The 11,194-nt window shown below is 45.8% G+C and carries 5 protein-coding genes, 4 tRNA genes and 4 rRNA genes; 9 read left to right on the forward strand and 4 right to left on the reverse strand.

The features are described 5' to 3' along the window. Positions 1-102 precede the first annotated feature (102 nt). The 8 genes from ACFWHU_RS38250 (at position 103) to ACFWHU_RS38285 (ending at position 6,543) form a co-directional block, all read left to right on the forward strand. Positions 103-177, forward strand: a tRNA-Gly gene (locus tag ACFWHU_RS38250). A gap of 14 nt (positions 178-191) precedes the next feature. Then, a tRNA-Leu gene (locus tag ACFWHU_RS38255) sits at positions 192-277 on the forward strand. Between the two features lie 9 nt (positions 278-286). Next, a tRNA-Arg gene (locus ACFWHU_RS38260) sits at positions 287-363 on the forward strand. A 16-nt stretch (positions 364-379) separates the two neighbouring features. Beyond that, a tRNA-Pro gene (locus ACFWHU_RS38265) sits at positions 380-456 on the forward strand. A gap of 302 nt (positions 457-758) precedes the next feature. Continuing rightward, a 16S ribosomal RNA gene (locus ACFWHU_RS38270) occupies positions 759-2,308 on the forward strand. 137 nt (positions 2,309-2,445) lie between these two features. Continuing rightward, positions 2,446-5,375, forward strand: a 23S ribosomal RNA gene (locus tag ACFWHU_RS38275). A 61-nt stretch (positions 5,376-5,436) separates the two neighbouring features. Further along, positions 5,437-5,553, forward strand: a 5S ribosomal RNA gene (gene rrf / locus ACFWHU_RS38280). A gap of 147 nt (positions 5,554-5,700) precedes the next feature. After that, positions 5,701-6,543 (forward strand): tyrosine-type recombinase/integrase, encoded by an 843-nt coding sequence (locus tag ACFWHU_RS38285; RefSeq protein ID WP_376296049.1) that lies wholly within the window; start codon positions 5,701-5,703, stop codon positions 6,541-6,543. A 46-nt stretch (positions 6,544-6,589) separates the two neighbouring features. Here ACFWHU_RS38285 and ACFWHU_RS38290 read toward each other — a convergent pair whose 3' ends face one another. The 4 genes from ACFWHU_RS38290 to ACFWHU_RS38305 all read right to left on the reverse strand — a co-directional run bounded on the left by ACFWHU_RS38290 (position 6,590) and on the right by ACFWHU_RS38305 (position 10,577). Next, positions 6,590-6,853 carry a hypothetical protein gene (locus ACFWHU_RS38290; protein ID WP_376296050.1) on the reverse strand — a complete coding sequence of 88 codons (264 nt, stop codon included), beginning with the start codon at positions 6,851-6,853 and terminating at the stop codon, positions 6,590-6,592. Continuing rightward, complete coding sequence (locus ACFWHU_RS38295; RefSeq protein ID WP_376296051.1) at positions 6,837-7,634, reverse strand: ParA family protein; 798 nt, start codon at positions 7,632-7,634, stop codon at positions 6,837-6,839. Before ACFWHU_RS38295 ends, ACFWHU_RS38290 begins: the two co-directional genes overlap by 17 nt. Before the next feature lie 137 nt (positions 7,635-7,771). Beyond that, positions 7,772-9,022, reverse strand: coding sequence for a replication initiation protein (locus ACFWHU_RS38300; protein ID WP_376532906.1), 1,251 nt, complete (start codon positions 9,020-9,022; stop codon positions 7,772-7,774). A 985-nt stretch (positions 9,023-10,007) separates the two neighbouring features. Further along, complete coding sequence (locus ACFWHU_RS38305) at positions 10,008-10,577, reverse strand: tyrosine-type recombinase/integrase (protein WP_376174685.1); 570 nt, start codon at positions 10,575-10,577, stop codon at positions 10,008-10,010. A 537-nt stretch (positions 10,578-11,114) separates the two neighbouring features. Here ACFWHU_RS38305 and ACFWHU_RS38310 point away from each other — a divergent pair. Beyond that, positions 11,115-11,194: ribosomal RNA gene (locus ACFWHU_RS38310) — 16S ribosomal RNA — on the forward strand; the annotation flags it as partial.

Here is an 11,194-nt window from a genome sequence, read left to right on the forward strand (position 1 = left end):
GGCGGAATTGGCAGACGCACTAGACTTAGGATCTAGCGCCTTTGGCGTGGGGGTTCGACTCCCTTCACCCGCACTTTTAATAAAATAACTCATACATGTCTTGCGGAAGTAGTTCAGTGGTAGAACATCACCTTGCCAAGGTGGGGGTCGCGGGTTCGAATCCCGTCTTCCGCTCCAACTATACCATCCACGCCGGGGTGGTGGAATTGGCAGACACACAGGACTTAAAATCCTGCGGTAGGTGACTACCGTGCCGGTTCAAGTCCGGCCCTCGGCACTTATTGTTGCGCCCGTAGCTCAATTGGATAGAGCGTTTGACTACGGATCAAAAGGTTAGGGGTTCGACTCCTCTCGGGCGCGCCATACATACTTTTGAAAACGGGAAGTAGCTCAGCTTGGTAGAGCACATGGTTTGGGACCATGGGGTCGCAGGTTCGAATCCTGTCTTCCCGACCATTCTCAAACTATAAAGATAATATACTGGTTTTCTTTTTTTCTCTTTTTTTTAAAAAATGCTTGATTTATAGAGAGGCACCGTGGTATATTATTAAACGTCGCTGATGAACAGCAGACAACAACGAAAAGCTTCGGAAACAACTTAAAAAAAGTTGTTGACATAAAAGAAGCTGAGTGGTAAGATAATAAAGCTGCTTCAACAAGCGGTAATGATCTTTGAAAACTAAACAAGACAAAACGTACCTGTTAATTCAAAGTTTTAAATAAATCGCACAGCGATGTGCGTAGTCAGTCAAACTACTTTATCGGAGAGTTTGATCCTGGCTCAGGACGAACGCTGGCGGCGTGCCTAATACATGCAAGTCGAGCGGACAGATGGGAGCTTGCTCCCTGATGTTAGCGGCGGACGGGTGAGTAACACGTGGGTAACCTGCCTGTAAGACTGGGATAACTCCGGGAAACCGGGGCTAATACCGGATGGTTGTTTGAACCGCATGGTTCAGACATAAAAGGTGGCTTCGGCTACCACTTACAGATGGACCCGCGGCGCATTAGCTAGTTGGTGAGGTAACGGCTCACCAAGGCAACGATGCGTAGCCGACCTGAGAGGGTGATCGGCCACACTGGGACTGAGACACGGCCCAGACTCCTACGGGAGGCAGCAGTAGGGAATCTTCCGCAATGGACGAAAGTCTGACGGAGCAACGCCGCGTGAGTGATGAAGGTTTTCGGATCGTAAAGCTCTGTTGTTAGGGAAGAACAAGTGCCGTTCAAATAGGGCGGCACCTTGACGGTACCTAACCAGAAAGCCACGGCTAACTACGTGCCAGCAGCCGCGGTAATACGTAGGTGGCAAGCGTTGTCCGGAATTATTGGGCGTAAAGGGCTCGCAGGCGGTTTCTTAAGTCTGATGTGAAAGCCCCCGGCTCAACCGGGGAGGGTCATTGGAAACTGGGGAACTTGAGTGCAGAAGAGGAGAGTGGAATTCCACGTGTAGCGGTGAAATGCGTAGAGATGTGGAGGAACACCAGTGGCGAAGGCGACTCTCTGGTCTGTAACTGACGCTGAGGAGCGAAAGCGTGGGGAGCGAACAGGATTAGATACCCTGGTAGTCCACGCCGTAAACGATGAGTGCTAAGTGTTAGGGGGTTTCCGCCCTTTAGTGCTGCAGCTAACGCATTAAGCACTCCGCCTGGGGAGTACGGCCGCAAGGCTGAAACTCAAAGGAATTGACGGGGGCCCGCACAAGCGGTGGAGCATGTGGTTTAATTCGAAGCAACGCGAAGAACCTTACCAGGTCTTGACATCCTCTGACAATCCTAGAGATAGGACGTCCCCTTCGGGGGCAGAGTGACAGGTGGTGCATGGTTGTCGTCAGCTCGTGTCGTGAGATGTTGGGTTAAGTCCCGCAACGAGCGCAACCCTTGATCTTAGTTGCCAGCATTCAGTTGGGCACTCTAAGGTGACTGCCGGTGACAAACCGGAGGAAGGTGGGGATGACGTCAAATCATCATGCCCCTTATGACCTGGGCTACACACGTGCTACAATGGACAGAACAAAGGGCAGCGAAACCGCGAGGTTAAGCCAATCCCACAAATCTGTTCTCAGTTCGGATCGCAGTCTGCAACTCGACTGCGTGAAGCTGGAATCGCTAGTAATCGCGGATCAGCATGCCGCGGTGAATACGTTCCCGGGCCTTGTACACACCGCCCGTCACACCACGAGAGTTTGTAACACCCGAAGTCGGTGAGGTAACCTTTTAGGAGCCAGCCGCCGAAGGTGGGACAGATGATTGGGGTGAAGTCGTAACAAGGTAGCCGTATCGGAAGGTGCGGCTGGATCACCTCCTTTCTAAGGAAAATAACGTTCGCTTACGTTTTGTTCAGTTTTGAAAGAAGCAATTCTTTCAGAACTTTGTTCTTTGAAAACTAGATAATAGATAGAAGGCAAATTTTTGCGTCAATCTTTTCAAAACATACCATGTTTATGGTTAAGTTAGAAAGGGCGCACGGTGGATGCCTTGGCACTAGGAGCCGATGAAGGACGGGACGAACACCGATATGCTTCGGGGAGCTGTAAGCAAGCTTTGATCCGGAGATTTCCGAATGGGGAAACCCACCACTCGTAATGGAGTGGTATCCATATCTGAATACATAGGATATGAGAAGGCAGACCCGGGGAACTGAAACATCTAAGTACCCGGAGGAAGAGAAAGCAAATGCGATTTCCTGAGTAGCGGCGAGCGAAACGGAATTAGCCCAAACCAAGAGGCTTGCCTCTTGGGGTTGTAGGACACTCTGTACGGAGTTACAAAGGAACGAGGTAGATGAAGAGGTCTGGAAAGGCCCGCCATAGGAGGTAACAGCCCTGTAGTCAAAACTTCGTTCTCTCCTGAGTGGATCCTGAGTACGGCGGAACACGTGAAATTCCGTCGGAATCCGGGAGGACCATCTCCCAAGGCTAAATACTCCCTAGTGACCGATAGTGAACCAGTACCGTGAGGGAAAGGTGAAAAGCACCCCGGAAGGGGAGTGAAAGAGATCCTGAAACCGTGTGCCTACAAGTAGTCAGAGCCCGTTAACGGGTGATGGCGTGCCTTTTGTAGAATGAACCGGCGAGTTACGATCCCGTGCAAGGTTAAGCAGAAGATGCGGAGCCGCAGCGAAAGCGAGTCTGAATAGGGCGAATTGAGTACGTGGTCGTAGACCCGAAACCAGGTGATCTACCCATGTCCAGGGTGAAGTTCAGGTAACACTGAATGGAGGCCCGAACCCACGCACGTTGAAAAGTGCGGGGATGAGGTGTGGGTAGGGGTGAAATGCCAATCGAACCTGGAGATAGCTGGTTCTCTCCGAAATAGCTTTAGGGCTAGCCTCAAGGTAAGAGTCTCGGAGGTAGAGCACTGATTGGACTAGGGGCCCCTACCGGGTTACCGAATTCAGTCAAACTCCGAATGCCAATGACTTATCCTTGGGAGTCAGACTGCGAGTGATAAGATCCGTAGTCGAAAGGGAAACAGCCCAGACCGCCAGCTAAGGTCCCAAAGTATACGTTAAGTGGAAAAGGATGTGGAGTTGCTTAGACAACCAGGATGTTGGCTTAGAAGCAGCCACCATTTAAAGAGTGCGTAATAGCTCACTGGTCGAGTGACTCTGCGCCGAAAATGTACCGGGGCTAAACGTATCACCGAAGCTGCGGACTGTTCTTCGAACAGTGGTAGGAGAGCGTTCTAAGGGCTGTGAAGCCAGACCGGAAGGACTGGTGGAGCGCTTAGAAGTGAGAATGCCGGTATGAGTAGCGAAAGAGGGGTGAGAATCCCCTCCACCGAATGCCTAAGGTTTCCTGAGGAAGGCTCGTCCGCTCAGGGTTAGTCGGGACCTAAGCCGAGGCCGAAAGGCGTAGGCGATGGATAACAGGTTGATATTCCTGTACCACCTCCTCACCATTTGAGCAATGGGGGGACGCAGGAGGATAGGGTAAGCGCGGTATTGGATATCCGCGTCCAAGCAGTTAGGCTGGGAAATAGGCAAATCCGTTTCCCGTGAAGGCGGAGCTGTGATGGCGAGGGAAATATAGTACCGAAGTTCCTGATTCCACACTGCCAAGAAAAGCCTCTAGTGAGATGAAAGGTGCCTGTACCGCAAACCGACACAGGTAGGCGAGGAGAGAATCCTAAGGTGTTCGAGAGAACTCTCGTTAAGGAACTCGGCAAAATGACCCCGTAACTTCGGGAGAAGGGGTGCTCTTTTAGGGTGAAAGCCCGGAAAAGCCGCAGTGAATAGGCCCAGGCGACTGTTTAGCAAAAACACAGGTCTCTGCGAAGCCGCAAGGCGAAGTATAGGGGCTGACACCTGCCCGGTGCTGGAAGGTTAAGGGGAGAGGTTAGCGCAAGCGAAGCTTTGAACCGAAGCCCCAGTAAACGGCGGCCGTAACTATAACGGTCCTAAGGTAGCGAAATTCCTTGTCGGGTAAGTTCCGACCCGCACGAAAGGTGTAACGATCTGGGCACTGTCTCAACGAGAGACTCGGTGAAATTATAGTACCTGTGAAGATGCAGGTTACCCGCGACAGGACGGAAAGACCCCGTGGAGCTTTACTGCAGCCTGATATTGAATTTTGGTACAGCTTGTACAGGATAGGTAGGAGCCTTGGAAACCGGAGCGCCAGCTTCGGTGGAGGCATCGGTGGGATACTACCCTGGCTGTATTGACCTTCTAACCCGCCGCCCTTATCGGGCGGGGAGACAGTGTCAGGTGGGCAGTTTGACTGGGGCGGTCGCCTCCTAAAAGGTAACGGAGGCGCCCAAAGGTTCCCTCAGAATGGTTGGAAATCATTCGCAGAGTGTAAAGGCACAAGGGAGCTTGACTGCGAGACCTACAAGTCGAGCAGGGACGAAAGTCGGGCTTAGTGATCCGGTGGTTCCGCATGGAAGGGCCATCGCTCAACGGATAAAAGCTACCCCGGGGATAACAGGCTTATCTCCCCCAAGAGTCCACATCGACGGGGAGGTTTGGCACCTCGATGTCGGCTCATCGCATCCTGGGGCTGTAGTCGGTCCCAAGGGTTGGGCTGTTCGCCCATTAAAGCGGTACGCGAGCTGGGTTCAGAACGTCGTGAGACAGTTCGGTCCCTATCCGTCGTGGGCGCAGGAAATTTGAGAGGAGCTGTCCTTAGTACGAGAGGACCGGGATGGACGCACCGCTGGTGTACCAGTTGTCTTGCCAAAGGCATAGCTGGGTAGCTACGTGCGGACGGGATAAGTGCTGAAAGCATCTAAGCATGAAGCCCCCCTCAAGATGAGATTTCCCATAGCGCAAGCTAGTAAGATCCCTGAAAGATGATCAGGTTGATAGGTCTGAGGTGGAAGCGTGGTGACACGTGCAGCTGACAGATACTAATCGATCGAGGACTTAACCAAAATGACGTGCAGAATTTACTTCTTCTATTATCTAGTTTTGAAGGAACAACGTTCCTCATAGTTTGGTGGCGATAGCGAAGAGGTCACACCCGTTCCCATTCCGAACACGGCAGTTAAGCTCTTCAGCGCCGATGGTAGTTGGGGGTTCTCCCCCTGTGAGAGTAGGACGCCGCCAAGCAATTTCTAGTTTTAGGATTCATAACCCGAAGAATGCAGGTTCAAAATCCTATCTCTTTTCAAAAAAACCTTAGGATTTTTCCTAAGGTTTTTTTGTATATTTTTTCATCTGAAGCGTTTGGATGAACTCTAGGCGGGAGGATTTTTGATGAATAAAGAAGAAATCCGAAATACTGACCAAATCCTTCATTCTTTTGCTGAATGGTTAATGGATCAAAATAAATCAGACAGTACGGCTAAAACATATGTAGGTGTTCTCTCTCAATTTTTTCAATGGATGAAAGAAGAAATAGAAGAGATTGAATCGACCCATGTGCAGGCCTATCTTGATTATATGGACGATTCCAATAAAAGTGCCGGAACAATCGAAAAGCATTATACAGCCATCACTGTATTTTCCCGGTTTCTTAACAAACCAGAGATTATGGCCAACATTGACCGCAAAGCCAAGGAAAAGAAGGATGAACCACCAGAGTCACTGGAGCCAGCTGAACAGTCAGCACTAATAAAAGAAGTGGAAGACGAAGGAAATGTGCGGAACATTGCTATTGTTTATGTTCTTCTTCATACCGGGATTCGGGTCTCCGAGCTTTGTGAATTAAATCACACCGATATAAAAAAAGACGGTGAAAGAGAATCTATTCTTATCCGGGATTCAAAAGGCGAGATTGAACGGGTTATCCCCCTATCAAGAGCTGCCAGTGAGCATATTAAGCGTTATAAAGACTCTCTGAAGGCCGAGAATGAAGCAGTCTTCTTATCCAGTGTTAACCAGCGTATGACACCGAGGGCGGTTCAATATATGCTGAGCAAGTACGATGTGAGCCCGCACAAGTTGAGACATACTTTTTGCCAGAATCTTATCGATAAAGGAATTGAGATTCAAACCGTCTCAAAGCTGGTCGGCCATAAGGATTTAAATATGACTAAACGCTATATCAAAGAATCCGGACAGGGACTTGATGCAGCTATTCAAAATACATTTGATTGATAAAAAAGAAATACCCAGTTATTCGGGTATTTCTTTTTTATCGTGTTCATTTAAGATACTGTTCCAATGCTTCCTCGATCAATAGATAAATGTTCTTTTCCTGAAGCAGCGACTGCATTTTCAGTTCTTTATGAAGGTCCGTTCTTAGATCGAAGGATACCCGTTTTCGGTCTTTCTTCTTTTCTTCTTTTTTTCCACTGTTTAAACGTTCCTTGGTTTCTTCCGGTAATACTTCTTCGTTCAAGGCAAAACTGGGGCTAATGTGCTTTTGACTGCGCATTTTACTCTTGATGTCATTTACCTTCGACACGGCTGATCAACTCCTTATAGAATCCTTCGTATTGTCCCAATGCCTGCCGCAGTTCAGCGTTCTGGTTAAATCCATACAGAGATAATCTGCCAACAGGCGCCTTCCTGGTAATCACCGTATCAAATACCAGGTCCGGGTAATCTTCCGCAATTAGTTCATTAAAGGCCTTGGCATCGCTTCGCCTTACATCATTCATCGTGCGCAGCACGCCGATCGCCTGAGTATTTCTCTTTCCGAATTCATTGGCTCCATGGATAGAATCCATGAAATTCGGGATAGCTGAATAGCACCAATTTGAACATTCGAATAAAACAACCACGTATTCACTGGCACACAGTGCATTTGTTGTCTGTTCGCTTAAGGAGGGAGGAGTATCAATAACGATAAAATCGTATCTGTCCCTGACGGACTTCAAAGCATGATCTAAGACAGAACTTGGATTCCCGCTAAAAGGGATCGTATCGCCTTTATATGTTTTTCCCGTATACAGCCAGCGCGGGAAAGTTGCCAAAAAGTTGTTGGCAGGCAGAAGATCGAGGTGATCGTTGATATTCAGTATGTAGCCCTCAACATTATCTTCCTGCATCGCTTCCAGCACGGACTTGCCCATATACTCATTTGAAGGCTGCTCAGACAGAAGCTCTGTAAGGTTGCCCTGTGAGTCCATATCCACTGCAAGGACCCTATATCCATTTCTGCTCAACAAGTGCGCGAGAATGCCGGTTGTGGTGGATTTTCCGCAGCCTCCCTTTTGAATTCCCATTGTAATAGTAATCGCCATCCCTTTATCACCCTTTCTTCTTTTATTTTTTTCTTCTAACGTTGTTTTCTTCTTTTCTTCTTTTCTTCCTTTCTTCTAACGTTGTTTTCTTCTTATTTTATACGATGCCTTTGTCATCCAATTAAAAAAGGCACTCATTAATGGGTGCCTTTTTTTAATTTCTTAAGTTGCTTTTCGAACTTACGCTTGCGCTTTTCTAGCTCCTCTACTGAATCACTTTCAGCCTCCGGCTCCTGAATTTGCAGAACTTCAAATAATTCTTCTTTAATTTCTTCAAATGTAACTGCTGCTGATTCATGATCCAATTTCAGTACTTCCTCCATTTTTTCAATGGACTTTTCCCGTATATACCAAGCAGGCAGTACTTCTTTTGATTTTCTGAAGTCAGATACTAAGCGTATAAGGATGTCTTCTGATTCATCATTATCCTTGTTTGCTGCCTTTAAGACCTTGGTTATGTATCCGACGGGGTTTTCGATGTCCTTGCGGTCCTGTATTTTCTCCAGGAGGCTCATTACATTGTCCTGTCCATGCTTTTCCCATGAAAGAATGACTTCGTCCGTTAACCTTACCCCCATCTTTAAGCCGAGTTTTTTCACTTTCTCTATAAACGTATCGGCAAATTCCTGCAAATGATTTTGAAGCAGGTCCAATTGATCAGGTTTTCCATTGCTTCCTGAAGTAATGAAAAATTTGATTTTATCCACTCTTCGTCCTGTCCTGATTTCTTCTATTTCAAAGGATATATCCGTTTTAGCCTTCAATTCCTTCTGGGCTGGTACAAGAACACGCTGCTTAAAGTTTCCGTATGCAGGATAGATATCCTCAGCCCCGAGCATTTTGCGCAGGTCCTTCAGGTAAAAGGATCTTTCCTTCAGTCTTTCATATTGCTTCAGTAATTCATATATCCTTATGGCGTAGGAGCTTTTCAGCTTCACCACATTCTCAAGTTTGTAGCTTGTGAATTCCCTTTTCAGCTGAAGCAGGTACGGCCGCAGGAAGGGATCAAACCTTATGTCTACAGTTCCTTCCGTTTCGTTATACGCTACATAGCTGAGCCACGAAACCTGTATGACCTTTTTTTTAATCCGCACTTCAAATACCTTCTTCATCAAATCCTTCGTAATCTGCTTCAGTTCTGTATATTTGGGTGTTCCTTTTAAGCTTAGGAGATCTGAAAATTCCTGAATAGGCAGGGTGTAGGTTTTGAAATCTGAATCTGCAGGTGTAATATGGCTCGCCAGACAAAGGATGATTTTTTGTTCTACCACGCCTAATTTATAATTTGCTTCAATGAGCATATTCGACTTAGTCACCAAATGGTTGTTCTGTGTTTCGTTTTTTTCTAAAATTTTCATCACAATTTCCTCCCTTTCGAGCTTCTTCATTATGACAAAAATCCATCGATAACAAAAGGATTTTTTTGTTATAATTCGCACCAAAAATGTTATAGTTCGCACCAAAAATGTTATAGTTCGCACCAAAAATGTTATAGTTCAGGCACCAAAAATGTTATAGTTCGCACCAAAAATGTTATAGTTCGCACCAAAAATGTTATAGTTCGCACCAAAAATGTTATAGTTAGAGGTCTTGAGGCCAGTCATACCAATGGTTTGAGGCCTCCGAAAACAATTAAAACAATGTAAAACAATTAAAACAATATTAGTAAAACAAACACAACAGGGGGTTTTTTGTTGTGAAAATTCTGAAAACTTTAAGATAGAGTAAGTTCAAAACACTAATTTGTGTATCAAAGGTTAAAGACTATTATTTTTTTAAAAGGTTTTAATGATCTGTCTTTACACCTCTGATAGAGCGATAAAAAGAGAGAAATTATAAAGAATTCAATGTCTGGCTTTATTTCTGTCTTATTTCTAGCATGATCTTATACATATTCAGGATACCGGCCGGCTCATTCTTTTTCGTAAACGCCAGAAGACCTCACCCTGCCAACGTACCTTTTGGAATGCTGAGGTCTTCTGGCACTCTAAAGATATCGCCGGCCGGTAGGGAAAGTTTTCTGTCTTGATGTGAACAGTCAGGCAAGATGTGAGTTAAGAGAAAATAAATGCTTTAGAAAAAGAAAAAGAGAAAAATGAAAGTAGATAAAGCTACAGATGTAGGATTCGAGGGTTCCGAAAAGGAAAAATGAAAAACAGGCATAAAAGTGTATGATTCACCAAGAGGTTTTTAAAAAATACGCTGTTTAAGCTTTGTATTTGCCTTTCTAAGCTGTTTGATTTTTTTCCGAATAGGAAAATAAAGATAGGGAGTTCAAACCTCTAAAAACAGCCTTTATGGACGTCTGATAACGAGGGTCTTTCGGAAGTAAAAAAAAAGAACAGTCAAAGACTGCTCCTTCGTTCGGAACCGTTATTTAAACACACTGAAGGTTTTCAAGACATTATTGGTTTCTTCTTCTGTGATGCCGATATACCTCAGGGTAATCGAAGGGTCCGAATGGTGCAGGATTCCCTGCAGCATCGCAATGTCCTTTGTCGCTTTGTAAAACCAGTATCCGAACGTTTTCCGCAGGGTATGGTTGCCGACATGGTCGACACCAGCAAAGTCGGCGGCCTTATTTAACTGCCGGTATGCCTGGGTCGGCGTGATGGCGCCGTCCCCCTTCCGGGATGGAAAAAGCCACTCACTGTCCACATTGACGGCATAGCCGTAGACTTCCTGAAAACAGTTTTCAAGGTACATCTCCCTGATTTTTTGTGTTTTTCCCTCTTTGATGCGCAGTATCTTCGTGTACTTTCCTTTCAAATTCAGAATCTGTTTGGTTTTGAGTCGTAAAAGATCTCCAACTCGCAGCCCGGTTTCACAGCCAAGGACAAACAGAATGTAATCACGTTCCGAACAATGGCGTTTAAGCGCCCACTTCATATCTTCCAGCTGCTGCTGGTTCCGAATGGGCTGCACGTTCTTAATAGGGTTCATAATTGTGTCCCCTTCTTTTTCAAGACGTTCCGAAAAGGTTGCGAGCCCTTATAAAACGGATACTTGAATGTATGATTTTATGTATTTATCTTCATTATAAGGATTAAAAACGAAGGAAGTCAATGAAATCAAGGAAATGAATGTACGGTCGTCTACAGAATCATACATAAAGTAACTTGCTAAAAAAATCATTGACATCATGTGTAAACTCTTTTATCATAAGGGAGTTGCTTATTTAGCAAGCAAGGCATTTTTGATCTTAGAAATTATTGATAGAGCAGTAAAAACAAGATCGAACATGTTCTTGAAAAAAACTATTGACGTCTTATTGAAATAGTAGTAAGATTAGGTAGTCGCTAAGAAATAGCGATTTTAAAAATAACTAACATTCTTCGCAGAAGTTGACAACTACTCAACTTCGTGATATGATGATTAAGTTGTTAAAGTGATTGCTCTTTGAAAACTGAACAAAACTAAGCGCCAACGTTTTAAAATAGTGAGCACACACTCTAAAAGCAAATGAGCAAGTCAAACATTTCTTCGGAGAGTTTGATCCTGGCTCAGGACGAACGCTGGCGGCGTGCCTAATACATGCAAGTCGAGCGAATGGATGGGAG

It is taken from the genome of Streptomyces sp. NPDC060366 (assembly GCF_042725135.1).
Classification (GTDB): domain Bacteria; phylum Actinomycetota; class Actinomycetes; order Streptomycetales; family Streptomycetaceae; genus Streptomyces.

Excerpts from the sequence above, each read along its gene's own strand:
- ACFWHU_RS38285 (WP_376296049.1), top strand. The coding sequence starts at position 5,701 with ATGAATAAAGAAGAAATCCGAAATACTGACCAAATCCTTCATTCTTTT.
- ACFWHU_RS38295 (WP_376296051.1), bottom strand. The coding sequence starts at position 7,634 with ATGGCGATTACTATTACAATGGGAATTCAAAAGGGAGGCTGCGGAAAA.
- ACFWHU_RS38300 (WP_376532906.1), bottom strand. The coding sequence starts at position 9,022 with ATGAAGAAGCTCGAAAGGGAGGAAATTGTGATGAAAATTTTAGAAAAA.
- ACFWHU_RS38305 (WP_376174685.1), bottom strand. The coding sequence starts at position 10,577 with ATGAACCCTATTAAGAACGTGCAGCCCATTCGGAACCAGCAGCAGCTG.